Source organism: Limnochorda sp., from assembly GCF_047459355.1.
In the GTDB taxonomy this organism is placed as follows: Bacteria; Bacillota; Limnochordia; order Limnochordales; family Limnochordaceae; genus Limnochorda.
In genome coordinates, this window is the sequence record NZ_VSCV01000006.1 from 40,347 (window position 1) to 63,574 (window position 23,228).

Genomic DNA, 23,228 nt, shown 5'->3' on the forward strand with positions numbered 1-23,228 from the left:
TGTCACCCGTCCTTCCTCGTGCCGAACCGCTCGCTCAGGGCTTGCCAGAGCCCGCTTTCGGCAATGGTCGCGGCCGACCGGACCGCACTGGCGATCGCCCGGGCGTTGGACCGGCCATGGGCCACCAGGACCGGACCCCGGGCGCCCAATAGGGGGACGCCGCCGTACTCGGCATAGTCCAGGCTCCGGGCCAGGGCCTTCAGCCGGGGGGCGACCAGGGCCGCGCCCAGCTGGGTGCGCAGGCCCAGGCGGAGCTCCGCCTTCAGCCTGCCGAAGAGAACCTCGGCCATCCCCTCCAGCACCTTGAGGGTCACGTTGCCGAGGAAGCCGTCGGCCACCGCCACGTCCACCTCACCCCGGAGGAGCTGGCCCGGCTCCACCATGCCGACAAAGTGGAGATCCTCCGCCTCCCGGAAGAGGGGGAAGGCCTCCTGCACCTGACGGTTCCCCTTGGTCTCCTCCTCGCCGATGTTGAGCAGGCCCACGGTGGGCCGCTGGACCCCGACGACCCGCTCCATGTAGAGGCTTCCCATCCGGCCAAAATCCACCAAGTGGGTGGGGCGCACATCCACGTTGGCCCCCACGTCCAACAGGAGCGACGGCCGCGCACCCGTGGGCAAGAGGGCCGGCAAGGCCGGCCGCTCCACCCCCGGCAGCCGCCCCACCACCAGCAAGGCGGCGGCCAGGGTGGCCCCCGTGTTCCCCGGGCTGACGGCCGCATCCACCTGGCCGTCCCGCACCAGCCGGCAGGCGACGACCACGCTCGCCTCCCGCTTGGCCCGGACCGCGGCGACGGGCGCCTCCTCCATGCCGATCACATCGGAAGCCGGCTCGATGGCGATGGGCAGCCGGCGGGCCTCCCCATCGAGGCAGGGCTCGATGGCCTCGGGCCGGCCGACCAGCACCACCTCGGCCCAGCCCCGGCGGGCCGCCTCCACACAACCGGCCACCAACTCTGGGACCCCCCGGTCCCCGCTCATCACATCGACGGCTACCCGCCGCATCCCCTCACCTCCCCGCAGCCAGCCCCGGCCCACCCTCAGGGGCCGGGCACCACCACCAAGAACCGGCCCTGGAAGACGGGCTCCCCCTGCACCCGGCTCTCCACATCCACCCAGAACCGCCCCTGGCGCTGGCGGACCACGGTGGCCACCGCCACCACCCGCTCCCCCACCCGCACGGGCTTGACGAACCGGAGCCGGGCCCGGCCCGTCAAGGCCTGGGAGGCGTCGATGACCGACACGGCCAGGGAGTTGGCCTGGGCGAAGAGGTGATGGCCCCGCACCACCCCTGAACCGCTCAAGGCCATCCGCTCCGTGGTCTCCATCACCGAGAGGGCCCGGCGCCCCAACTCCATCTCCAACAGCTCCCCCACCACCTCATCGGCCCCCACCGAGCGGAGCTGGCTGTAGGCCATCCGGGCGAGCTTCCGGGTCCGCTCCCGGAGTTGGGGGATGCCCAGGCTCGCCCGGTCCAGGCGGATGGTCTGGACACTCACCCCGAACCGTTGGGCCAGCTCCCGGTCGGAGATGAAGGGTTCCTCTTGGATCAGACGGGCCAGCTGATGGCGCCGTTCCTCCCGCGTCACGCCTCGCTCCTCTCCGGCCTTAGCACCAGGTGCTAATCCCCGGCCTAAGGGAAGCCGCCTCGCGGCGGCTGGCCAGGAAACGGAACCGCCGGGGCTCTTGACCCCGGGCGTCCCTTATTACGCCTCCTCCTCGCCGACGGCGATCACCTGGCGCCCCTTGTACCACCCGCAGTTGGGGCAGACCCGGTGGGTCGGCTTCAGCTCGTGGCACCGGGGACACTCCACCAACTCGGGCTCCACGATGGCCCGCATCGCCCAGGCGGTGCGGCGAGTCCGGGTCCGGGCCTTGGAATGACGGCGCTTTGGATTGGCCATAACGTTTCCTCCTCACTCCTCCCCCGCCGGCCGGGATGCCTCCATCCCCTCTAGAAGATCCCGCAGGACGGCCAGACGGGGGTCTGTCTCCTCCACCTGGCATTGGCAGGTGCCCTGATTCAGGTCTTGGCCGCAGATGGGGCAGAGTCCCCGGCACTCCTCCCGGCAGAGACCCTTCATGGGGACCGCCATCATGAGCTGCTCCCGGATGAGGGGGCCCAGATCGATCCGGTTGTTCTCAAAAAACTCTACCTGGTCGTCCTCATCGGCGACCGCCTCCACCCCTTCGGGCACCCCGCCCTCTTCCTCGTCCCGGTGGCGGCGGCGCGTCCGGGGGACGAACTTCTCCTGAAAGTGGGCCTCCACCTCGGCCGGGTAGGGGCTGAGGCAGCGGCTGCAGAGCAGGGTGACGGGAACGGTGATCCGCCCCTCCACCAGGACGCCATCCCCGGTGCTGGTCGCCCGACCCTCAATGTGGACCGGCCCGCGGCAGGCCTCCACGCCAACCTCGGTCAGATCTGGCGGGCAGGGCTCATCGGTGACGAAGACCTCTGCCCGGCCCCGCTCCCTCAACAGCCGGCCGACCTGCAGCTCCATGGGCGATCACCTCCGCATTATACTGGGTTCCCTTCGACACCGTCAAGGGAAACTCCTGAACACCCCGCCCCGGTCTGGCGCCCGCCCGGGGCGCATAAGAAAGGGGACGCGGCGACCGCCCACGAGCCGACGGAGAGGAGGCGGGCCCGTCCAGTGACCTCCCCATCCCACACCCTTCCCTCCCGCCGGGTGGCTTACGCCACTGCGGCGGGTGCGGTGCTCTTTACCGCCATGGTGGTCCTCTTCCCCCGGAGCGCCTTCGAAGCCTCCCTCGACGGCCTCCGTCTCTGGTTCGAGGTGGTCCTCCCGTCGCTCCTCCCTTTCTTCGTCATGGCCCAGGTGCTGATGGGGTTGGGGGCGGTCCACTTCCTGGGGGTCTGCCTGGAGCCCTTGATGCGCCCCCTCTTCCGCCTCCCCGGCACCGCCGCCTTTGCGGTGGCTATGGGGTTGGTCTCAGGGTACCCTCTGGGGGCCAAGGTGACGGGGGACTTGCGCCGGCACCGGCTCTGCAGCCGGGTGGAGGCCGAACGGTTGGTCGCCTTTGCCAACACCGCGGATCCCCTCTTCATGTCGGGCGCGGTGGCGGTGGGCATGTTCGGCCAGGCTTCCCTCGGGGCCGTCCTCAGCTTCGCGCACTACGCCTCCGTGGTGTTGGTCGGGCTCCTCATGCGGTTCCACGGCCACCGGGAGCCGCCGCCACCCGCCCCGCCGCCGGGTGCCCTCCTCGACCGGGCGCTGGAAGCCCTCTACCAGGCCCGGGCCCGGGACGGCCGGCCGTTCGGCCATCTTCTGGGGGACGTGGTCCGGGACTCGATGATCCAGATGCTCTTCATCGGCGGGACCATCATGCTCTTCTCGGTGCTCTTGCGGGTGGCCGCCATCACGGGCCTGGTCCCCTGGGCGGCCCAGCACCTCTTGGGCCCCCTCCTGAGCCTGGTGGGGCTGGACCCGAGCCTGGCCCACGCCCTCGCGGCCGGCCTTTTCGAGCTGGACCTGGGGAGCCGGGCCGCAGCCCAAGCGGCCGCCTCCTTGCAAGACCGGGTGGTCATCACCAGCGCGGTCATCGCCTGGAGCGGGCTGGCCGTCCACGCCCAGGTGGCCGCCATGCTCCAGGGGACGGGCTGCCGCCTCGGTCCCTACATCCTGGCCCGGTTCCTGCACGGGATCCTGGCTGGGCTCCTCACCCTGCTCGCCTTCCGGGTGGCGGGTAACCTCTTTCTGGAGGCGGCCCTCCCCCTGCCGGCCCCCCTCACCCCCGGCTTTCTGGGGCGGCTATGGGGCGCGAGCCTCCGGGTCATGGGCGTCACCCTCACCCTGCTGGCCACCAGCCTCCTCTGGCAGCTTCTCCGGGCCGGCGCCCGCCGGGGACGCCGGCGGCGCTAGCCTCGCCTCACTCCATGGCGCCGTTGGTCTGGCCCTTGCTCAGCTCCGCCCGGCCGTTGCGGATCACCTCCAAGAGGTTGGTGAGGCGGCCCTCAAGATCGGTGAGCACGTCCAGGGCGTACCGGTCCGCCTCCCGCTTCAGCTCCTCGCACTGCCGGCGCGCGTCGTCGACGATCCGTTCCGCCTCCTGCTTGGCCCGCTGGACCACGTGGGAATCGGAGACCAGCTTGGCCGCGTACGCCTCCGCCCGCTGGATGGTCTCGTCCGCTTCCGCCTGGGCCTCCCGGAGAAAGGCCTCCCGCTCGCCCTGCAGCTGCTCCGCCCGGCGGATCTCCTCGGGGATGGCGTTCCGGATCTTCTCAATCAGTTCCAGGGCCAGGTCCCCATCGATGATGGCCCGCCCCGTCAAGGGCACCTCAGGAGCCCGCTGGATCAGCTCCTCCAGCTGGCCCAGGAGGTTGATCAGGTTCATCTGGGTCATCCCTCGCCTTCACCTCCCCCCCGCAGGCGGCGGATGAGCCGCCGCTCCACTTCCCTCGGCACCCACTTGCCCACGGACCCGCCGAAGCTGGCCACTTCCTTGATGATGCTGGAGCTGACGAAGCTGTAGGGCGCACTGGTCATCATGAAGATGGTCTCCACCTCCGGCGCCAGGGACCGGTTCATGGAGGCCATCTTGAACTCCGCTTCGAAGTCGGCCACAGCCCGCAGGCCCCGGACGATCACGCTGGCCTGCCGGCCCTGGGCGTAGCGGACCACCAGGCCGTCGAAGCTCTCACACTCCACATTCTCCAGGTGGCTGGTCACCAGGCGGAGCATCTCCACCCGCTCCTCCACCGAGAAGAGGGCCTTCTTGTTGGGATTCCTCAGGACTGCCACGTAGAGGCGGTCGAAGAGGTCGGCGGCCCGCTGGATGATGTCCAAGTGGCCGTAGGTCACCGGGTCAAAGCTGCCGGGATAGACCGCAATCTTCACGGCTACCCCTCCTCCCCAAGAAAAAAGCAAAGCTCGCTGGATCCGATTGGGTGCCGCCGGTGCAGCGACAGATTCGGTATCGGTTGGGGCTCTTCCTCTCCCCGGGCCCGTTCCCAAACCACCAGGCCCCCTGGGGGCACCAGCCCCAGCCGGGCCAGGGTCTCCAAGGCAGCCTGGCCCAGGCCCCGCTGGTAGGGCGGGTCCAGGAAAACCAGGTCGAACCGGTCGCCCCGCCGGGCCAGCCACGGCAGGGCCTGCCGGTCCCGCTGGATGAGAAGTTCCGCCCGGTCTTGGAAGCCGCACCGCTCCAGGTTCCGGCGGGCCACCTCCGCCGCCCGTCGGGCCGCCTCCACCAGCACCGCATGGGCCGCGCCCCGGCTCAAGGCCTCAATGGCCAGCGCCCCCGTCCCCGCGAAGAGGTCCAGCACCCGGGCCTCCACCACCCGGGGGCCCAGGATGTTGAACAGGGTTTCCCGGACCCGGTCGGACGTGGGCCGGGTCGCCCGGCCGGGGACCGCCTCCAGGCGCCGGCCCCGGGCGGTGCCTCCGATCACCCGCATCCCCACCCCTCCTCCCCCTCGGCCCGGGCCGCCGCCTCCCGGCCGATGGGCCCCCCTTCCACCGTCTCCCAGCCCACCTGTTCAATGTAGCTTTCCAGGGCCTGCCGGGCCTCCCGGAGGAGCCCTTCGTCCTCGGGAAGGGAGGCGAGCCGCCACTCGGGCGCCCCCCACTGGGCCTCGCCCAGGAGCTCCCCCGGCCCCCGCAGCCGCAGATCGGCCTCGGCGATGGCGAAGCCGTCATCCAGGGTCCGCATGGCATTGAGCCGGCCCCGGGCCTGGGGCGTGCGGGGGGTGGCGACCAGGAAGCAGAAGGCCGGGCTCCGGCTGCGGGCCACCCGGCCCCGGAGCTGGTGGAGCTGGGCCAGGCCGAATCGATCCGCGCCCTCCACCACCATCACCGAGGCCTCGGGCACATCCACCCCCACCTCCACCACTGTCGTCGCGGCCAAGACGGGCACCTCGCCGGAGCGGAAGGCTTCCAGGGTGGACCACCGCTCCTCCTCGGGCAGCCGGCCGTGGACCACCCCGATGGGGATGCCCGCCAGGGGGCCCCGAGCCAGGACGCGAACCTGCTCCACCAGGGCCTGGGCCTGAGTTTCCGAGTCGATGGCGGGAAAGATGATGAAGGCCCGCTCCCCCGCCTCCACCCGGGCCCGGACGAACCGGTACAGCTCGTCCCGCTTCCGCTCGGGGATCCAGCGGGTGTCGACAGGGTGGCGGCCCGGCGGCAGGCCCCGGAGCACGGTGACGTCCAGGTCCCCGTAGGCGGTGAGGGCCAGGGTGCGGGGCACGGGGGTGGCGGTCATGTGGAGCTGGTGGACCCCCTCCCCGGCCAGGGCCTGGCGCAACCGCACGCCGAAGCGTTGCTCCTCATCGACCACCACCAAGCCGAGCCGGGGCGGCCGGGGGAGGTTGGCGAAGAGGTGGGTCGCCACCACCACCAGGGGCTGGCCCGAGGCCAGCTCCGCCTCCACCTGGGCCCGCTCCGCCTCGTTGAGGCTGCCCGTGTACCGGAGCACCCGGACCCCCAGGCCACGGTAGAGCTCCTGCAGCCGGACCTCCTGCTGCCGGCAGAGGACCCCTGTGGGCACCACCAGCGCCGCCTGGAGCCCGCTCTCCACCGCCCGCAGGAGGGCGTACGCGGCCACCACCGTCTTCCCCGAGCCCACATCCCCCTGGAGAAGACGGCGCATGGGGAAGGGCCGGGTTAGATCCTCATCGAGGACGGCCATCGCCTCCCTCTGGCCGTCGGTCAACGAGAAGGGGAGCTGCTCCAGGAAGCGGGCGGCCAGGGGGCCTGGTGGCCCCAAGGCCGGTGCCGCTTGGGCTTGCCGGGCCGCCCGGGCCGCCTCCAGGGACCAGTTCCACAAGAAGAGCTCGTCGAAGACCAGGCGGCGCCGGGCCTGGGTCGCCTCCTCCAGGTTCTCGGGCCGGTGGAGTCGCTCGATGGCCTGCTCCAGAGGGAGCAGGGCCAAGGGGGCCCGAACGGCCTCGGGAAGATACTCCTCCACCAGGGGCAGGTAGGCGTCGAGGGCTTGGTCCACCAGCCGGCGCAGGACGCCCTGGCTCAGCCCCTGGCTCAGGGGGTAGACGGGGAGGAGCCGCCCCGCCACCTGGAGGCGACCCTCCTCTTCCAGGACCGGGTTGACCATGGTCAGGCGCCCGTTGGCGGCCCGCACCGGCCCCGAGGCGACGACCGTCGTCCCCACCGGCGGGAAGCGGACGTAGCGGGCGTGGTTGCGGGGAAGAAACCAGTGAAGCGTCAGCCGGCCCCGGGGCCCGGTGAGAACACTCTCCACCAGCAGCACCCGGGGCCGGTCGGCCAGGGGCCGGCGTTGGAAGGCACCCAGCCGGCCCCGCACTGCCCCTTCCCCCGGCTGGGCGTCGGCAGGCTCCACCACCCGGCTGTAGTCCAGATACCGCCGGGGCGGAAGGGTCAGAAGATCCCACACCCGCCGTACACCCACCCGTTCCAGCGCCGCGGCGCGCACGGGCCCCACACCCTTCAGGGTGTCGATGGGCGCACGGAGAGCCGGGTTCAGGTTTGCTCACCACCCTGTGTGATCAGCCTGAGACGGGGAGGGCGAGAACGCCGATGGTGCCAGGGCCCACGTGGGTCCCGATGGTGGGCCCCAGGTGGGTGACGATCATCTCCGCCACCTGGCACCGCTCCTCGATGCGGGCCCGGACCTGGGCCGCCTCCTCCTCGGCCTGGCTGTGCACGATGCTCACCCAGCCTGGCCGGTCGCCCAGGAAGGCGACGGTCCGGTCCACCACTTCCTGGAGGGCCCGGTTCTTCCCCCGCATCCGCTCCACGGGGACCACCTCGCCGTCCGCCAGGCTGAGGACCGGCTTAATGCTCAACAGGCCGCCAAGAAAAGATTGGGCCCGGCCGATCCGCCCGTTCCGGGCCAGGTACTCGAGGGTGTCCACCGCGAAGACCACGTGGAACTGGTCCCGCAGGGCCTCCACCTCCGCCGCCGCCTCCTGCAGGCTCCGCCCTTCCCGGGCCAGGCGGGCGGCGTGGACGGCCAGCATGCCGATCCCCATCGAAGCCATCCGGCTGTCCACCGTGACGATCTCCATCCCTTCCATCTCCCGGGCGGCGATGGTGGCCGACTGGAGGGTTCCACTCAGCTTGCTCGAGAGGTGGATGGAGAGGACCTGCTTGACCCCCGCCTCCCGCAGGCTCTCGTACACCTGCTGGAAGTCCCCCGGCGACGGCTGGCTGGTGTGGGGCGGGCGCTCCTTGTCGGTGGTCAGGCGCTGGTAGAAGGCCTCGGCCGTCAAGGTGACCCCGTCCTTGAAGACCTCGTCCCCGAAGTGGATGCTCAAGGGCACCACCCGGATCCCCAGCTCCTCCGCAAGGGAGGCGGGGAGATCAGCACCACTATCGGTCACAACGGCAAAGGTCCGATCAACCATGGCGGTCTCCTCAAGCCTCTCCGGCGAGGGCCTACTCGACGGAGAGGATGTAGTAGTAGAGCGGCTGCCGCCCGGCGTAGAGCTCCACGCTCAGGTCGGGGAAGCGCTCCTCCACCTGGCGGCGCATCGCCTCAGCCTCCTCATCGGTCACATCCTCGCCGTAGTAGAGGCTGATGACCTCCGAATCTTCCGTCACGATCCGCTCCAGCACCTTCAGGACCACCTGGCTCCGGTCGGGGCCGGCCACCACCAGCTCCCCTTCCACCAGGCCGATCATGTCGCCCTTGCGGACCTGAATGCCGTTGTTCTGGGAGTCCCGAACCGCGTACGTCACCTCGCCGGTCCGCACCTGCTCACCGGCCCGGCGCATCAGCTCCAGGTTCTCCTCCACGCTCCGGTTGGGGTCGTAGGCCAGCATGGCCGCCATCCCCTGGGGCAGGGTCTTGGTGGGGATGACGTGGACGTGCCGGTCGGTCAGCTCGATCACCTGGTTGGCGGTGAAGATGACGTTCCCGTTGTTGGGCAGGATCACCACATGCTCGGAGCCGACGGACTCCACCGCCTCCAGGATCTCCTGGGTGCTGGGGTTCATGGTCTGGCCGCCCTTCACCACCCGGGCGGCCCCCAGGCTGGTGAAGATCTCGGCCAGGCCGTCGCCCACCGCCACCACCACGGCCTGGAGGGCGGCCTTCTGCACCGGGCTGGGCGGGGTGGCCACCGCGGCCCCCACCGCGCTGGCGGGCCGCTCGCTCTGGCCGTTGTTGGCGTGGAGGGCCGACGCGCCCGTCTCCCGCTGCTTCTGGGCCGCCTGGCGGTTCTGCTCCCGCATGTTCCCCACGGAGACGTTGAGCAGCTCGCCGAAACGGAGGCCGACCTCCAGGGCCTGACCGGGGTGTTCGGTGTGGACGTGGACCTTGACGACCTCCCCGTCCCCCACCACCAGCACCGAGTCGCCCAGCTCCTCAATCTGGGCCCGGAGGGTGTCGATGGGCACATCCTTGCCCCGGACGAGGAACTCGGTGCAGTAGCCGTGCTCCACCTCTGTCTCCACAATCCCCTGCCGGTGGAGCTCGGCCAAGGACTGCTCAAACGGCGACGAATCCGATGCAGCCCGGTCCGGCTGGGCCTGGACCGGCGCCACCCGCTCCCCCGCGAGGCAACCCTCAAACCCCTCGAGGATGACCACGTACCCCTGCCCGCCCGCGTCGACCACGCCCGCCTCCCGGAGGACGGCCAGCTGTTCCGGCGTACGGGCCAGGGCCTGCCTGGCCGCCTCCGCGGCCACCTGAAAGACCGGCGTCAGGTGGTCGGCCACCGCCGCGGCCTTGACCGCCTCCCGGCCCGCCGCGCGGGCGACGCTGAGGATCGTCCCCTCCACCGGGCGGATGACCGCCCGGTAGGCGGTCTGGGCCGCCTCCAGCAGGGCCTGGGCCACCCGCTGAGGCCCCAGCGGCCCGGGCGCCTCCAAGCCCTTGGCGAAACCGCGCAAAATCTGAGAAAGAATCACCCCGGAGTTCCCCCGGGCCCCCATGAGCGCCCCCTTGGCCATGGCGCGGGCCACCAGGCGAGGATCGTCCTCCTGGACCCTCTCCATCTCCGCCAGGGCCGCCTGCAGCGTCAGCAGCATGTTGGTGCCCGTGTCACCGTCAGGAACGGGGAAGACGTTGAGTGCGTTCACCTCGTCCCGGGCCAGCTCCAAGCGGGTGGTGGCCTCCTGGATCAGCTGACGCAACAGGTCCCCCGTCAGATGCTTGACCTTCACCGAACTCCCCCCGCGACTACGCCATCTCCGTGAGCGGGGCCCGCCCTTCCCGCTCGGGCCGCTCCACCCGCACACCCTGGACGTGGACGTTGACGGCCCGGACCTTCAGCCCCAGCAGGCGCTCCACCTGGTAGCGGACCTGCTCCTTGACGTTCTCCGCCACTTCGGCGATGTTGACGCCGTACTGGACCACCACGTAAAGATCGATGACGGTGCTGCCATCCGCGTCCAGCCGGACCCGGACCCCCCGGTCGATCTGGTCGTGGCCCAACAGCTCCGACAGGCCGTCCTGGACGTTTCGGGCGGCCATGCCCACCAGGCCATAGCAGGAGACGGCCGCGGCCCCCGCGACGGCCGCGATCACCTCATCGGCGATGCGCACCTTGCCCAGTTGGCTGTCCAAACTCTCCGGCACCGCCGGCCCCCCTTCCCTCGACGCCAGCCCCCGGGGGCGCCTCCCCACCTCCGGACGCCCCGCGCACCGGCGCAGGCCTGACCTAAACGGTTCTATATCACCGGCCCTTCTCCTTGTCAACGACCGGACTCTTATGGTAGACTTCTAGCCGTGCCCACCGCAGGCTCGTCAAGCCAGGCGTGAAAGGAGGGCTCCGTATGGCACGGCGCTGCTACTACTGCAACCGGGGCACCCAAACAGGCAACCAGGTGAGCCACTCCAACCGGAAGACGCGCCGCAAGTGGTACCCCAATCTGCAGCGGATGCGGATCCTTGTCGACGGCCAACCCCGCCGCCAGTACGTCTGCACCCGCTGCCTCCGGTCGGGCCGGGTGCTGCGCGCGCTCTAAGCCGGCGCCTGACGCGAGGAAACCTGGGAGAGCTCGGGTGATGGTTGGCGTCCCTTGATCCGTCTGCTCCGTCCCAGGTCTTCCTTGCCCGCAGGGGGAGTTTATCGTATTTTTTCTGGTCATGTGGACCAGTGGATCGGATCTCGTGAGGCCCGAGGCATCGGGCCTTTTTCGCGCTCTGCCGCAGCTCTGGCGAGCAGGCCCGCCGATCCCTACATGACCGGCTGGGCCCGCGGGCATCCCCCTCTCCTCGCCGAGCCCCCCGGTTTCCTAAGAGTATGATACTTTCCATTTGTGGGTCAGTCAAGTCTGATTAAACTTTGGTTTAGCCTCACCATCCAAGGCCGCCTCCGCCGCCGCCCGGAGCTGGGCCAGGGCCTCGGCCGGGTCCGGCGCGCCGAAGACGGCTGACCCGGCCACCAGGGTGTCCGCGCCGGCCCGGACCGCCTGGGCTACCGTCTGCAGGTCGATGCCGCCGTCCACCACGATCCGCCGGTCGAGCCCCCGCTCCTCCAAGAGGGCCCGGAGCTGGGCCACCTTCCGCAAGGTGGCGGGGATCAGCTTCTGGCCGCCCCAACCCGGATTGACCGTCATGACCAGGATGGCCTCGCACTCCTCCATGACCCACTCCACCGCCTCCAAAGGCGTGCCGGGGTTGAGGGCGACGGCCCGCTCCACCCCCAGCTGGCCCAGGCTTTGGAGGAGACGATGGATGTGCGGCGTCGCCTCCACGTGGACCGCGATCCGCCGGGCCCCCGCCCGAACGTACTGCTCCACCGAGCGCTCCGGTTCCGTGATCATCAGGTGGACATCCAAGGGGGGCGCGCCCGCCCGGCGGAGGGCCTCCACCACGTTGGGCCCGAAGGTCAGGTTGGGCACGAAGTGACCATCCATCACGTCCACGTGCAGCCAGTCCGCATCCGAGACAGCAGAAGCCGCCTCCCCCAGCCGAGCGGGGTCGGCGGCGAGGATCGATGGGGCCATCCAGATCACGACTGAAGCTCCTCCTTACCGGTACCGGTTTCGATAGGCCTCGATCACTTCGTCCAAGAGACGCCGGTACTGCTCGTAGCGCAAGGGGGGAATGGTGCCTCGCTCCACCTCGTCCCGCACGGCGCAGCCGGGCTCGCTGGCGTGGAGGCACCCGTCGTACCGGCAATTGCGGGCCGGCTCGGCGAATTCCGGGTAGGTGGCGGGCAGCTCCCGGGGCTCGATCAGCGGCAGGTCCAGACGGCTGAATCCGGGGGTATCGGCCAGCCAGCCGTCCCCCACCCGGCAGAGGCGGACGGAACGGGTGGTGTGCCGACCCCGGCCCGACTTCCGGCTGACGGTCGATGTCTCCTGGGCCGCCTCGGGAACCAGCCGGTTGAGGATGGAGCTCTTGCCCGCCCCCGACGGGCCGGCCAGCACCCCGACCCCATCCCCCAGGGAGGCGACCAGCGCCTCCATGCCGCGGCCGGTGGCCGCGGAGACGACGACGCTTGGGTAGCCGGGCACCCGGTAGATGTCGATCAACGCCAGGCTCTCTGGCTCCGCTTCCAGATCGGCCTTGTTCCAGACGATGAGCGGCTCCAGACCGGCCAAATGGGTGAGCACCAGGAGCCGGTCCAGGAGGAAGCTCTGGGGACGGGGCTGGGCCAGGGCCATCACCACCAGCACCCGGGTGACGTTGGCCACCGCGGGCCGCTGGAGGAGGCTGGCCCGGGGCAGGACCTCCTCCACCCGGCCCGTGCCCGGCTCATCCTCGAAGAGCAGGACCCGGACCAGGTCGCCGGGGTAGATACTGGCGGCCCCTTTGAGGCGGCCCCGAGCCCGGCACATGACCGTCTCCCCCGGCCCCACCGCTACGTGGTAGAAGCCGGCGATCACCTGCACCACCCGGCCTGTCCTGAGCGCGTCCACCTCGCACAGCCTCCCGATTTACCGGAGGGGCAACTCCTGAATCATGGAACCGTCCAAGTAGACCTGAACCAAGGGGGAGGCCCCCGTCGCCTCCAGGGGCAGCTCCACCCGGCTGCCGCCCGGATGGTAGGCCCGGTGGATTTCCCGGGCCCCCCGGTCGTCGATGAGGACCACCAGCACCTCCTGGGCCGGCCCCTCGGGGACTTGGATGGTCACCTGGGTCCGCAGCATCCCTTGAGAGACCTGGGGCCGCTCGGGAACGGTGGCCGCCGGCTCAGGGGTGCGGGCCTCATCGGGCTGGCCCGTCGCGTAGACCAGGTTGACCACCGAGCCGACGGGCACCCGGGTCCCGGGCCCGGGCTCCTGGTGCAGGATCTCGCCCACGGGGGCCGCCGCCTCCCGGGGCTGGGCCTCGCCCAGCTGGAGGCCCAGCTCGCCCAGACGGGCCTCCGCCTGGGAGAAGAGCTGGCCCCGAAGGTCGGGGACCACCACCGTCAGCCCGGCGCCGCCCCGGCTCACCACCAGATCGACCAGCTGGCCTGCCTCCACCTCCGCCTCGGCCGGCGGGTTCTGCTCCAGAACCTGCCCTGGGCTGATCTCCGGGGCGTAGCGCTCCTCCACCCGGCCCACCCGCAGGCCCGCCTCATTCAGGATCAGCCGGGCCTCCCGAAGGGCCATCCCCTCCACGGCCGGGACCGTCACCACCTCAGGTCCGGTGCTCACCACCACCCAGATGGTCCGTCCCGCGCGAACCGTCCGCCCCGCCCGGGGATCCTGAGAAATGATGTGGTTTTGGGGGACCTCGGCGCTGGCCAGGAGGTAGCGGGTCTCCAGCTTGAGGCCCAAAGCGCTAGCCCGGGTCTGGGCCGCCTCCAGGCTCTGCCCCACCAGGTCGGGGACGACCACCTCGGGCGGGAAGAGGAGGGCCGCGAGGGCCCGGGCCCCCAACACCCCGGCCAGGGCCACCGCCAAGACCACCCCGGCCACCCACATCCAGGTCGGGACCCGTCGCCTGCGTCGTGCTGCCACGTCCTCCCCTGCCTCCTCCCCCGCCTCCCCCACCGGGTCGCTCACCCGCTGGAACCGGCGGGTCGCCTCCTCGTGATCGTACCGGCGGGCCAGCTCTTCCAGCTCCTCCTTCAAGGCCAAGGTGGAGCGGGCCCGGCGCCGGGCCTCCTTGGAAAGGAGGCGCAGGACCAGGGCCTCCACATCCTCGGGCACCTCGGCCCGGAGCCGCCGGGGCCGGGTCGGCTCCGACTGGAGGTGCTTGAGAATCACCGCCGCCGTCGACTCGCCCCGAAAGGGGGCCTGGCCCGTCAGCATCTCGTACAGGGTGGCCCCCAGGGAGTACAGGTCCGAAAGCCCCGTCACTTCCTCGCCCCGGGCCTGCTCCGGCGAGACGTACCCGACCGACCCCAGGACCGTCCCCGTCTGGGTGAGGCTGCTCTCGCTGGCCGCCCGGGCGATGCCGAAATCGGTCACCTTCACCTGGCCCGAGGTGGAGATGAGGATGTTGGCCGGCTTCACATCCCGGTGGACCAGCCCCTGGCTGTGGGCCGCGGCCAGGGCCCCGGCCACCTGGGCCGCCACGTCCAGGGCCTCGTGGACCGGCAAGGGCCCCCGCTCCTGAAGGAGGGCCCGCAGGGTCCGGCCCCGGACGTACTCCATGACGATGTAATAGGTCCCCGCATCCTCGCCCACGTCGAAGATGTTGACCACATTGGGATGGGAGAGGCTCGCCGCGGCCTGGGCTTCCCGCCGGAAGCGCTGGACAAACTCCTCATCGGAGGCGAACTGGGGGTGGAGGATCTTGACCGCCACCGCCCGCTCCAAGAGGAGGTCCGTCGCCCGGTAGACCTCCGCCATACCGCCGTGTCCGACCCGTTCTTCCAGGCGGTACCGCCCGCTTAAGATCTGCCCGACCACGGGTCAGCCTCCTCCGCCCATCATCTCGAGTGCGGCCCGCAGGATCTTGGCCGCGATGGGCGCCGCCACCCGGCCGCCCGATCCGCCGTGTTCCACCACCACCGCCGCCGCCACCCTGGGGCGGTCGGCGGGGGCAAAGCCGATGAACCAGGCATGGGGTGGCTTGCCGGCCACCTCTGCCGTGCCCGTCTTCCCCGCCACCGGCGGCTCCCCCCGGGCGGCGGTGCCCGTCCCTTCCTCCACCGCCAGGGCCATGGCCGCCTGGACCCGCTGGGCCACCGCCAGGGGCAGAAGCCGCGGCCCTTCCTGGACACGGGGCGCCGGCCGGCCTTCCATCCACCGGACCAACCGGGGGGTGAGCGCCCGCCCGCCGCTGGCGATGACACCCGCCACCAGGGCCATCTGCAGGGGCGTGAACGCGATGGCGCCCTGGCCGATCCCAACAAGGGCCGCCTCCCCGAGGCTCAAGGGCTCCGGGGGGAGGTGGCCGGCCCGGGTGGGGATCTCCAAGGGGGGCGCCCCGTCCAGGCCCAGACGGCGCGCCAGCCCGGTGATCTGGGGACCCAAGGCGACGCCCAGCTGCCTGAAGACCAGGTTGTCCGATCGGGCCAGCGCCAGATCCAAAGGGGCCCGGCCCGGCCCGGGGAGCCCGACGGTACCCCCGGCTTGAGCCGCCTCCAGCGCGGCGGCCATCACCACCACTTTGAAGGCCGATCCTGGGGCATACAGGCCCTGGACGGCCCGGGGGAAGAAGGGCCGGTCGGCATCGGCCCGCCAATGCTCCCAGCCCTGATCGAGGGCGCCCGGGTCGAAGCCGGGCAGGCTGACCAGCGCCAACAGCTCGCCCTCGGGGATCGAAAGCACCACCGCCGCGCCGGGCCGGCCGTCAAACCAGCTTTCCGCGGCCCGGTGCAACTCGCGGCTGATGGTGAGGGCCACATCAGCCCCGCCGTGGCGGGCGGCCAGCCACCCGTCCAGGCTCAGCTCGAGCCCAGCCAGCCCAAAGCGGGGGTGAACGTAGCCCAGCACCGGCGCGAGGCTGGGCGGAACGGTGTAGCGCCGGGCGGGGCCCCACCCCCCTGGACCGCTGACGGCCAAGGCTTCTCCGGTCCGATCGTAGATTCCTCCCCGCCCCGGGAGCCCCGCCGCCGGGCGGAGCCGGGCCAGGCGAGCCTCCAAGGCCACCCCCCACGGGGTGGGCGCCGTCCAGAGCCCCGCGGTCACGGCCAGAAGGAGCATCCCCGCGGCCGCCGCCCGCCTCAGCCAGCGCGCGCCCCGGCGCCCCCGAGCCGCTGGCGGGCCCCCCAGAGGAGCCAGCCCAAGAGGACCCCGTGGGCCACCAGGGCGCTGCCGCCCCGGCTCACCAGAGGCAGGGGCAGGCCCGTCAGGGGCGCCAGGCCCAGCCAGCCCGCGGTGGGCAGGAGGGTCTCCAGGCCCCACAGAACGGCGACCAGACCCGTCAGCAGGCGGGCCGCTCCCTCGGCCGTCTCGGCCATCCCCAACCCCCTGGCAACGATGGACCATTGCAGGTACAGAATGCCCCAAACGGCCACCAGGCCCGCTCCCGGCGCCACCACCGCCAGGGGCAAGTCGGTGGCGCCGGCCGGCACCGCGAGGCCATCGCCAAAGCCCCCCGGCCGCCCCCACAGGCCCCCCAGAGCCAGGGAGGCGAGGCCCTGCCACAGCTGGTAGGCCCCTGCGGTCTCCAGCCGCCAGAGGGCGCGCATGCCCTCGACCCGGGCGAGGGCATGGGGGTAGAGGCCCAGGAGGAGCAGGCCCGCTCCCCCGGCCAGGAGGAGAGCGCCCAGGGGCACCCGGGCCGGGTACCCGGCCAGCAGGAGGCCCGCCGGCAAGAGGAGGGCCACCAAGGCGGCCCCGCCCAGATCCCGCTGGGCCACCAGGGCCCCGGCGAAGCCAGACCAGAGGAGGGCAAGCCAGACCAACTCCCGGGCGGGCAGGGGGCCGGATGGCTCGGAGATGCCGTGGGAGGCGCTCCCCGGCGGGGCCAGGCCCAGCCGGCCCGCGAGGAGCAGGATGGCCCCCACCTTGGCCAGCTCCACCGGCTGGAGCTGGAGCGGGCCAGCCCGGAGCCAGGCTCGGGCCCCGCCCGCTGCCGATCCCACCACCAGGGGCAGGATGAGCGCCACCAACGTCACGCAGGTTGGGATGCGGGGATCCCGCACCAGGCGTTCCCAAGGCAACAAGCTGACGGCCAAAGCAAGCCCGGATGCAGCCACCCAGAGGAGACCCTGGATGAGCCAGTCCTCGGGGGTGGTGGCGAGGCGCACCACCAGGCCCGCCGCGGCCAGGCTGCCCGCGGCGCTGAGGAGCCCCGCCCCTTCCTGCCCGGCCGCGGCCCCGGCCAGCAGGACGGCCCCGCCGCTCCAGGCACTCCACCAGCCCAGGAGACCAGCGTGGCCCGCCAGGGCCTCCCCCCCGCCCAGGCGGAGAAGGCCCAGGCCCAGGAGGGCCCCCGGGAGCAGGGCCCGGCCGGCAAGGCCGGCCCTAAGACCCCTAGCCGTCGGCCCCAAGGACATCGCCCTCGTCCAGGCTGACCACCACCACCGTCACGTTGTCGGGCGCCCCCTGCTCCAACGCTTTCTCGGCCAGGCGGGCGGCCTGCTCCGCGGGCGAGCCGCCTCGGGCCAGGAGCTCCCGCATGGTGGCGTCGGAGACCACGCTGCTCAGCCCATCGGTGCAGAGAAGGAGCCGGTCCTCCGGCCGCGCCTCCAGGCTGTAGAGGTCCACCTCCAGGGTGGCCTCCAAGCCCAAGGCCCGGGTGAGCAGGTGACGCTGGGGATGGGTCCGGGCCTCATCGGCCCGCAGGTAGCCCAGGGCGACCAGCTCAGCCACCACCGAGTGGTCCCGGGTCACCTGGCGGAGGCGGCCCTGCCGGTAGAGGTAGGCCCGGCTGTCCCCCACGTGGGCGATCCACCATCGCCCGCCGGCCAGGTGGGCCGCGGTGAGGGTGGTGCCCATGCCGGCGTAGTCCGGCCGGGTGAGGCTGAGGGTGTAGACCCGCCGGTTGGCCTCGTGGACTGCAGCCACCAAGGCCGCGCCCGGGTCGTCCCCCTCCAACGGGTAGCTGACCAGAGCCTCCAGCGCGGCCGCGCTGGCCACCTCTCCCGCCTGGTGGCCGCCCATGCCGTCCGCCACCGCCACCAGCCGGTCATGGATCCGGTAGCCATCCTGGTTGCTCGGCCTCAGCTGTCCCCGGTCCGTGACCGCCCCCACCCGCACCTGGCTCCCTCCCCTTCCCACCAACCCACCCGGCCTCACACGTCCTCAGGCCCTTCCTCCTCCAGAACCAGCCGCGAGCTGCCCACCTCCACCTCGTCGCCCGCCTGCAGCCAGCCACTGTCGACGGGCTCGCCGTTGACAAAGGTCCCGTTGGTGCTGCCCAGATCCTCCAACCACCAGAAGCCGCCCCGCCAGAGGAGGCGCGCGTGGCGGCGGGAGACGCCCCGGTCACTCAAGGCCACGTGGACGGGAGGCTCCCGGTCCGTCGCCCGGCCGATGAGGATCTCCCGGCTGCGCAAGGGGATGATGGTGCCCCGGTCGGGACCGGCCACCACCACCAGCCGCCCCGACGGCTCCGCCTCCGGCGTCGCCCGGTACCGGCGCCCGGAGCCCTCGCCCAGGGGCTCGGGCTCGTCACCCGTCCCCGCGGGAAGCTCCTCCCACTCAGGCTCGATCTCAGGCTCCATCCTTGCCCACGGCCGGGTGGCCGACTCCCCGGCCAGCTCCGGCGCCTCCCAGGCCGCGGGGGCCGACTCCGTCAGGAACGGTTCATCCTCCAGACAAGACGCATCCTCCGGGTCGTCTGCGGACCATGCCTCCTCGGGCTCGGCGGTGGCGGGGCTGGCCGCCTGGGGCCGGGCTTCCGCCACGGGCGGCTCGGGCCCCGTCTCAGGCTCCTGGAACCGGGCCTCCACCCGGACCGACCCTTGAGGCTGATCGTCCGCCACCACCCACTCCAGCTCCGGCGGGCTGACGAACGCGTACCCATGGCGCTGGGCCAGGTCCCGCAAGTACTCGGTCAGCTCCACGGTGAGGGTCCGCCGGATGGGCCGCAACTCTTCCCAGTCCCCGGGGTGGAGGAAGACCCGGTAGCGGTTGGGAACGTAGGTCTGGAGGATGCTTTCCCGGCGACCCGCCAGCAACTCGGCCTCCAAGGCGCGCCCCACCCGCACCGGCTGGAATCCACCCCGCCGGCTCCGGCGGCCCTCCCGGACCCGCCCCAGCCACGCCTCCAACCTCTCGGCCCAGTTGTCCACACGGCGACCCCCCACTCGGCGCGCCGGCCGTCGTGCCCACCCTGCGGTTCGCCGTCCACCGGGTATTCTACACAAGGAAAGGCCTTCCTTTCCAGTGGGGCCGGCGGCGGAACGGCTTTGCCACCGGCCTTTGGGGCCCGCCGGCCCGCCCGCGGGGTGCTGGCGCCCGTCCCAGGCCCGGCGGGATGCGGGTCCGGCGAGAGCTTGACAGGAGCGCCCCTCACCGGTAGACTGGATTTCGCGACGGGGTGTAGCTCAGCTTGGTTAGAGCGCTGCGTTCGGGACGCAGAGGCCCGCGGTTCAAATCCGCGCACCCCGACCAAACCTGATGCCAGAGGACATGACGCCGGAAGGCGTCATGTTCGCGTTTGGGGGAGGCCGGGCCGGCGGGCCCTGGGGTCACTGGGTCCGGGCGGCCCGGGCTCCCGGCGCCCGGAACCGCAGGTAATCGGCGAGGTGGGCGATCACCATGGAGTTGGTGGGGAATCGGTCCCGGCGCCCTTTGCCGATGAGCTGCTCCAGAAGCTCCCGGTTGCCGTTCTCCCAGCCGGCGATGATGGCATTCCGGACCGCGGCCTCCACCCCGGCGGGGCTGGTCTCGTACTTCTCAGCCAGGGCCGGGTAGAGCCGCTTGGTGAGGGTGCCGCCCAAGAGCTGCTCGTCCTGGAGGACCATCACCACCGCATCCCGCAGGTAGGCATACCCCTTGAAGTGGGGCGGGATGCCCAGCTCGTGGAGCATCTGGGTCACCTGGCTCTCCCAGTCTACGGTGACCGGGTACTGGGCTGCCGCACTCTCCTCCTTGACCACCGTGTACTCCGACCCGCCAGGCCCGAACTGGCGGATCCGCTCCACCAGCACGTCCAGGTTGAAGGGCTTGACGACGAAATAGTCGGCACCCAGGGCTGTCAGCCGCTGGATGATGTCCTCCCGGCCCATGGCCGTCAGGACGATGACGCGGGGGCGCGGCTGAACCCCCAGGGTGGCCAGCCGCTCCATCACCGCGATGCCGTCCAGCTTGGGCATGGTGATGTCGAGGATGACCACATCCGGCTGGTGTTCGGCGATCATGGCCAGGCACTGCTCGCCATCGTACGCGGTCCCGACGACGGTCACATCAGGCTGGGAGGAGAGGTACCGGTCGAGAATCTCACAGAGCTCCACGTTGTTGTCAGCAATCAAAACCCGTGTCAGCGCGCCTTCCTCCTCAACGCGGCGCGCTCTCCCCTAGCGCGCCCTGGTGACGCCCAGGGTTTTCCACATGATGAGACATTTCTCCTCTTGCATTTGCCTGCTATCTTCATCGTTTTTCAAAGAGGGCGAGAAAGAAGCCGTCGGTCTGGTGCCGGTGGGGCAGGAGGATGACGGAACCCTCTTCCCCCGGCTCCACCGGAGCCCCGGCCGCCTCCAGAAGCCGCTTGACCTCCTCCCGGTCCACGGGCACCATCTCAGGGTGTTGGGCCACCAGCCAGCGGACCTGCTCCAAGGTCTCCTCCGGCTCCACGCTGCAGGTGGCGTAGAGGAGCCGCCCGCCGGGCCGCAGCACCCGGACGGCCTGCTCCAGGAGGGCCTGCTGGATAGGGACCCGGGACCGGATGGTTTCGGGGCTGCTCCGCCACCGGATCTCGGGGCGGCGTCCCACCACCCCCAGGCCGCTGCACGGCGCGTCCAGGAGGACCCGGTCGAATCGGTCCCGCCACGCCTCGGGCAGGGCCCGGGCGTCCATGGCCACCGTTTGGATCACGTCCAGCCCCAGCCGGGCCGCGGCCTCGTCCACCTGCCGGAGCTTGCCGGGGTGGAGGTCCAGGGCGACCAGCCGGCCCTGGTTCTGCATCAGCTCGGCCAGGTGGGTCGCCTTTCCCCCGGGAGCGCTGCACAGGTCCAAGACCGCCTCGCCCGGTTGGGGGGCGAGCAAGTGCCCGGCCAGTTGGGAGCTCTCATCCTGGGGGGTGATCCACCCGGCCTGGAAGGCCCGAGCATCGGCGATCCGGCCCCCGTGGAGCCGCAACGCCCCGGGCAGCAGGGCCCCCCGCTCCACCCGGAAGCCGTCCGCCTCCAGGGAGCGGGCCGCCTCCTCCGGCTCGGCGCGGAGCCGGTTGACCCGGACGGCCACCGGCGACTCCCGGTTGTTCGCCTCCAGCCACGCCTCCAGCTCCGGGGGCTCTACCCGGGCAGCCCACCGCTCCACCAGCCACGCCGGGTGGGCGTGCCGCTCGGCCAGCCCGGCCAGGCCCTCCCCCGGCGGCTCCAGCGCTTCCCGCCGGCTCATCCGCCGGCAGATGGCGTTGACCAGCCCCGCCGCCTGGGGGCGGAACTGGTGGGCCAGCCGGACGGCCTGGTCGCAGGCAGCCTCCGGGGGGATGCTCGCCAGCATGAGGAGCTGGTAGCCCGTCAGCCGGAGGATCACCCGGGTGGCGGGATCCAACGCCTTCACCGGTCTTCCGGCCAGCCGCTCCACCCAGCCGTCGATCCGGCCCTGCCACCGGAGGGTGCCGTAGACCAGCTGGGTGGCCAGGGCCCGGTCCCGGGGATCCAGGCGCCGCCGCTCCAGGGCCGCGTGGAGGGCCCGGTTGGCGTACGCCCCGTCCCGCTCCACCCGGAGCAGGACGTGGGCGGCCACCTGGCGGGCCGGGCTGGCCTCGCCCCCGCGGGGAGCCCGCCCATCCAGCCTCACGGCGCGTTCGACCCCATCCGCTCGCCCGGCTCGGTGGGGAAGCCGTTCAGGTAGTCCCGGGCCGTCATGGTCCGCTTCCCCGCCGGCCGGAGCTCCAGGATCTCCAGGACGCCGTCCCCGGTCTGGATCAGGAGCCGGCCATGCCGCACCGCCTCCAGAACCTGCCCCGGCTCGGCGGAACCCCCGGCCTCACCGGGCGCCACCACCGCCGCCCGCTCCACAATCAGCCGGCGGTCGCCATGGAAGGTGACCGCCCCCGGGTGGGGATGGAGGGCCCGAATGTGGCGCTCCAACGCCACCGCCGGCCGGTTCCAATCGAGGACCTGCTCCTCGGGCCGCAGCTTGGGGGCCAAGGTGGCCAGGCGATCGTCTTGGGGGGTGGGCGTCAGGCTCCCCTCCTGCAGGCGCTGGAGGGTCTCCACCAGGAGCCGTGCCCCCAGCTCGGCCAGCCGGTCGTGGAGGCTGCCCGCCGTCTCATCGGGGCCGAGGGGGATCGCCTCCTGGAGGAGGATGGGGCCCGTATCCCACCCCTCATCCATCAGCATGGTGGTGATCCCGCTCTCGGTGTCGCCGGCCATGATGGCCCGGGGGATGGGGGCCGCCCCCCGGTGGCGGGGCAGGAGGGAGGCGTGGACGTTGATGCAGCCCAGGGGGGGCAGCTGGAGGACCCGGGGCGGGATCTTCTGCCCGAAGGCGACCACCACCACCGCCTCGGGCGCCAGGCGATCCAGCCACTCCAGCACCTCCGGCTCCGCCAGGCGCTCGGGCTGGTGGACCGGAAGGCCCAGCTCGAGGGCCGCCGCCTTCACCGGCGACGGGGTGAGGCGATGCCCCCGGCCCCGGGGGCGGTCAGGCTGGGTGATCACCGCCTGGATGGGGAAGCCGGCCTCCACCAGGGCCCGCAGGCTGGGCACGGCAAAGTCAGGGGTGCCCATGAAGACCACTGAGGGACGCCGGCTCATGGGGCCACCTCCTGGCGGAGGAGCTCCTCCCGGTCGATCTCCACCGCGACGGGCTCCTCCTCCCCCTCCCGCTCCTCCTCCCGGAAAAGGCGGGTCGCCCGGTCCACGATGAGGATCCCGTCCAGGTGGTCGATCTCGTGCTGGAGCGCCCGGGCCAGAAGGCCGTCGGCCTCCACCCGGAAGGGCCGGCCCTCCAGATCCAGAGCCTCCACGGTCACCTGGGCCGCCCGTTCGACGTAGGCGGTGATCTTGGGGATGCTGAGGCACCCCTCCACATCCACCGCCGTCCCCTCCCGGGCGACGATGACCGGGTTGAAGAGGGTGATGAGCCCGTCCCCCACATCGACCACCGCCAGACGGACCCCCTTCCCCACCTGGGGCGCGGCCAGGCCCACACCGTTGGCCGCGTACATGGTCTCAGCCATATCCTGCGCCAGGCGGGCCAGCTTCTTGGTCACCCGGGTGACGGGCTTGGCCGGCCGCCGCAAAACCGGGTCGGGATAGAGACGGATCTCCCGCACCGCCACACTCCCACCTCCGTTCGTCCCCTCACACACTATACCACGGGCCTGGCCGCC

The 23,228-nt window shown here is 71.8% G+C and carries 24 protein-coding genes and 1 tRNA gene; 3 read left to right on the forward strand and 22 right to left on the reverse strand.

The features are described from left to right. Positions 1 to 2: 2 nt before the first annotated feature. The 4 genes from plsX to FWJ67_RS03960 all read right to left on the reverse strand — a co-directional run bounded on the left by plsX (position 3) and on the right by FWJ67_RS03960 (position 2,500). On the reverse strand, positions 3 to 1,004 hold the full coding sequence (plsX, locus tag FWJ67_RS03945; protein WP_304172473.1) for a phosphate acyltransferase PlsX: 1,002 nt from the start codon (positions 1,002 to 1,004) through the stop codon (positions 3 to 5). 35 nt (positions 1,005 to 1,039) lie between these two features. Continuing rightward, positions 1,040 to 1,588 carry a transcription factor FapR gene (fapR, locus tag FWJ67_RS03950; RefSeq protein WP_304172472.1) on the reverse strand — a complete coding sequence of 183 codons (549 nt, stop codon included), beginning with the start codon at positions 1,586 to 1,588 and terminating at the stop codon, positions 1,040 to 1,042. Positions 1,589 to 1,705: 117 nt separating this feature from the next. Further along, on the reverse strand, positions 1,706 to 1,903 hold the full coding sequence (gene rpmF / locus FWJ67_RS03955) for a 50S ribosomal protein L32 (protein WP_304172471.1): 198 nt from the start codon (positions 1,901 to 1,903) through the stop codon (positions 1,706 to 1,708). A 12-nt stretch (positions 1,904 to 1,915) separates the two neighbouring features. Next, on the reverse strand, positions 1,916 to 2,500 hold the full coding sequence (locus tag FWJ67_RS03960; protein ID WP_414481911.1) for a YceD family protein: 585 nt from the start codon (positions 2,498 to 2,500) through the stop codon (positions 1,916 to 1,918). A 153-nt stretch (positions 2,501 to 2,653) separates the two neighbouring features. Here FWJ67_RS03960 and ylbJ point away from each other — a divergent pair, with 153 nt between their 5' ends. Continuing rightward, positions 2,654 to 3,883: a sporulation integral membrane protein YlbJ gene (gene ylbJ, locus FWJ67_RS03965; RefSeq protein ID WP_304174399.1), complete on the forward strand. Its 1,230-nt coding sequence runs from the start codon at positions 2,654 to 2,656 to the stop codon at positions 3,881 to 3,883. A 7-nt stretch (positions 3,884 to 3,890) separates the two neighbouring features. Here ylbJ and FWJ67_RS03970 read toward each other — a convergent pair whose 3' ends face one another. From FWJ67_RS03970 to FWJ67_RS04000, 7 genes are read right to left on the reverse strand one after another with little or no spacing between them, the layout of a single operon-like run. Beyond that, positions 3,891 to 4,364 carry an ATPase gene (locus FWJ67_RS03970; protein WP_414481910.1) on the reverse strand — a complete coding sequence of 158 codons (474 nt, stop codon included), beginning with the start codon at positions 4,362 to 4,364 and terminating at the stop codon, positions 3,891 to 3,893. Next, positions 4,361 to 4,858: a pantetheine-phosphate adenylyltransferase gene (gene coaD / locus FWJ67_RS03975; protein ID WP_304172775.1), complete on the reverse strand. Its 498-nt coding sequence runs from the start codon at positions 4,856 to 4,858 to the stop codon at positions 4,361 to 4,363. Before coaD ends, FWJ67_RS03970 begins: the two co-directional genes overlap by 4 nt. A 2-nt stretch (positions 4,859 to 4,860) precedes the next feature. After that, complete coding sequence (rsmD, locus tag FWJ67_RS03980) at positions 4,861 to 5,418, reverse strand: 16S rRNA (guanine(966)-N(2))-methyltransferase RsmD (protein ID WP_414481909.1); 558 nt, start codon at positions 5,416 to 5,418, stop codon at positions 4,861 to 4,863. Then, positions 5,409 to 7,460 carry an ATP-dependent DNA helicase RecG gene (locus tag FWJ67_RS03985; protein WP_414482593.1) on the reverse strand — a complete coding sequence of 684 codons (2,052 nt, stop codon included), beginning with the start codon at positions 7,458 to 7,460 and terminating at the stop codon, positions 5,409 to 5,411. Before FWJ67_RS03985 ends, rsmD begins: the two co-directional genes overlap by 10 nt. Before the next feature lie 22 nt (positions 7,461 to 7,482). Continuing rightward, entirely contained in the window at positions 7,483 to 8,343 is an 861-nt protein-coding gene (locus tag FWJ67_RS03990) for a DegV family protein (RefSeq protein WP_304172770.1), read from the reverse strand. Between the two features lie 31 nt (positions 8,344 to 8,374). Continuing rightward, entirely contained in the window at positions 8,375 to 10,105 is a 1,731-nt protein-coding gene (locus FWJ67_RS03995) for a DAK2 domain-containing protein (protein WP_304172768.1), read from the reverse strand. A gap of 16 nt (positions 10,106 to 10,121) precedes the next feature. Beyond that, positions 10,122 to 10,520, reverse strand: a complete 399-nt coding sequence (locus tag FWJ67_RS04000) for an Asp23/Gls24 family envelope stress response protein (protein ID WP_304172766.1) — start codon at positions 10,518 to 10,520, stop codon at positions 10,122 to 10,124. A gap of 197 nt (positions 10,521 to 10,717) precedes the next feature. Here FWJ67_RS04000 and rpmB point away from each other — a divergent pair, with 197 nt between their 5' ends. Then, positions 10,718 to 10,909 carry a 50S ribosomal protein L28 gene (rpmB, locus tag FWJ67_RS04005; RefSeq protein WP_304172764.1) on the forward strand — a complete coding sequence of 64 codons (192 nt, stop codon included), beginning with the start codon at positions 10,718 to 10,720 and terminating at the stop codon, positions 10,907 to 10,909. Between the two features lie 303 nt (positions 10,910 to 11,212). Here the strand turns inward: rpmB and rpe are convergent, their stop codons facing one another. From rpe to FWJ67_RS04040, 7 genes are read right to left on the reverse strand one after another with little or no spacing between them, the layout of a single operon-like run. Next, entirely contained in the window at positions 11,213 to 11,893 is a 681-nt protein-coding gene (rpe, locus tag FWJ67_RS04010) for a ribulose-phosphate 3-epimerase (protein WP_414482594.1), read from the reverse strand. Between the two features lie 24 nt (positions 11,894 to 11,917). Continuing rightward, positions 11,918 to 12,811, reverse strand: coding sequence for a ribosome small subunit-dependent GTPase A (gene rsgA, locus FWJ67_RS04015; protein WP_304172761.1), 894 nt, complete (start codon positions 12,809 to 12,811; stop codon positions 11,918 to 11,920). 18 nt (positions 12,812 to 12,829) lie between these two features. Then, positions 12,830 to 14,737, reverse strand: coding sequence for a Stk1 family PASTA domain-containing Ser/Thr kinase (pknB, locus tag FWJ67_RS04020; protein ID WP_304172759.1), 1,908 nt, complete (start codon positions 14,735 to 14,737; stop codon positions 12,830 to 12,832). 3 nt (positions 14,738 to 14,740) lie between these two features. Next, positions 14,741 to 15,976 carry a penicillin-binding transpeptidase domain-containing protein gene (locus tag FWJ67_RS04025; RefSeq protein ID WP_304172756.1) on the reverse strand — a complete coding sequence of 412 codons (1,236 nt, stop codon included), beginning with the start codon at positions 15,974 to 15,976 and terminating at the stop codon, positions 14,741 to 14,743. 20 nt (positions 15,977 to 15,996) lie between these two features. Continuing rightward, positions 15,997 to 17,274, reverse strand: a complete 1,278-nt coding sequence (locus FWJ67_RS04030) for an FtsW/RodA/SpoVE family cell cycle protein (protein WP_304172754.1) — start codon at positions 17,272 to 17,274, stop codon at positions 15,997 to 15,999. Beyond that, positions 17,252 to 17,977, reverse strand: a complete 726-nt coding sequence (locus tag FWJ67_RS04035; RefSeq protein ID WP_304172752.1) for a Stp1/IreP family PP2C-type Ser/Thr phosphatase — start codon at positions 17,975 to 17,977, stop codon at positions 17,252 to 17,254. Before FWJ67_RS04035 ends, FWJ67_RS04030 begins: the two co-directional genes overlap by 23 nt. A 35-nt stretch (positions 17,978 to 18,012) precedes the next feature. Further along, positions 18,013 to 19,014, reverse strand: coding sequence for an FhaA domain-containing protein (locus FWJ67_RS04040; protein ID WP_304172749.1), 1,002 nt, complete (start codon positions 19,012 to 19,014; stop codon positions 18,013 to 18,015). 244 nt (positions 19,015 to 19,258) lie between these two features. On the opposite strand from FWJ67_RS04040, the gene FWJ67_RS04045 reads away from it, so the two are divergent. Next, positions 19,259 to 19,336, forward strand: a tRNA-Pro gene (locus FWJ67_RS04045). A gap of 77 nt (positions 19,337 to 19,413) precedes the next feature. Here the strand turns inward: FWJ67_RS04045 and spo0A are convergent. From spo0A to def, 4 genes are all read right to left on the reverse strand, one after another. Then, positions 19,414 to 20,196 (reverse strand): sporulation transcription factor Spo0A, encoded by a 783-nt coding sequence (gene spo0A / locus FWJ67_RS04050; RefSeq protein ID WP_414481906.1) that lies wholly within the window; start codon positions 20,194 to 20,196, stop codon positions 19,414 to 19,416. A 118-nt stretch (positions 20,197 to 20,314) separates the two neighbouring features. Beyond that, the gene (rsmB, locus tag FWJ67_RS04055) at positions 20,315 to 21,688 is read right to left on the reverse strand and encodes a 16S rRNA (cytosine(967)-C(5))-methyltransferase RsmB (protein WP_414481905.1); all 1,374 of its coding nucleotides are present in this window, start codon (positions 21,686 to 21,688) and stop codon (positions 20,315 to 20,317) included. Continuing rightward, the gene (gene fmt, locus FWJ67_RS04060) at positions 21,685 to 22,650 is read right to left on the reverse strand and encodes a methionyl-tRNA formyltransferase (protein WP_304172742.1); all 966 of its coding nucleotides are present in this window, start codon (positions 22,648 to 22,650) and stop codon (positions 21,685 to 21,687) included. Before fmt ends, rsmB begins: the two co-directional genes overlap by 4 nt. Then, positions 22,647 to 23,177: a peptide deformylase gene (gene def, locus FWJ67_RS04065; protein ID WP_304172740.1), complete on the reverse strand. Its 531-nt coding sequence runs from the start codon at positions 23,175 to 23,177 to the stop codon at positions 22,647 to 22,649. The genes fmt and def overlap by 4 nt, the downstream gene beginning before the upstream one ends. Between the last annotated feature and the right edge of the window lie 51 nt (positions 23,178 to 23,228).

Bases quoted from the DNA above. Each gene is read 5' to 3' on its own strand.
- FWJ67_RS03960 (WP_414481911.1), bottom strand. From the start codon at position 2,500: ATGGAGCTGCAGGTCGGCCGGCTGTTGAGGGAGCGGGGCCGGGCAGAG.
- rpmB (WP_304172764.1), top strand. From the start codon at position 10,718: ATGGCACGGCGCTGCTACTACTGCAACCGGGGCACCCAAACAGGCAAC.
- rpe (WP_414482594.1), bottom strand. From the start codon at position 11,893: ATGGCCCCATCGATCCTCGCCGCCGACCCCGCTCGGCTGGGGGAGGCG.
- rsmD (WP_414481909.1), bottom strand. From the start codon at position 5,418: ATGCGGGTGATCGGAGGCACCGCCCGGGGCCGGCGCCTGGAGGCGGTC.
- FWJ67_RS04025 (WP_304172756.1), bottom strand. From the start codon at position 15,976: ATGCTCCTTCTGGCCGTGACCGCGGGGCTCTGGACGGCGCCCACCCCG.
- FWJ67_RS03990 (WP_304172770.1), bottom strand. From the start codon at position 8,343: ATGGTTGATCGGACCTTTGCCGTTGTGACCGATAGTGGTGCTGATCTC.
- plsX (WP_304172473.1), bottom strand. From the start codon at position 1,004: ATGCGGCGGGTAGCCGTCGATGTGATGAGCGGGGACCGGGGGGTCCCA.
- FWJ67_RS04030 (WP_304172754.1), bottom strand. From the start codon at position 17,274: ATGTCCTTGGGGCCGACGGCTAGGGGTCTTAGGGCCGGCCTTGCCGGC.
- rpmF (WP_304172471.1), bottom strand. From the start codon at position 1,903: ATGGCCAATCCAAAGCGCCGTCATTCCAAGGCCCGGACCCGGACTCGC.
- FWJ67_RS03970 (WP_414481910.1), bottom strand. From the start codon at position 4,364: ATGACCCAGATGAACCTGATCAACCTCCTGGGCCAGCTGGAGGAGCTG.
- fmt (WP_304172742.1), bottom strand. From the start codon at position 22,650: ATGAGCCGGCGTCCCTCAGTGGTCTTCATGGGCACCCCTGACTTTGCC.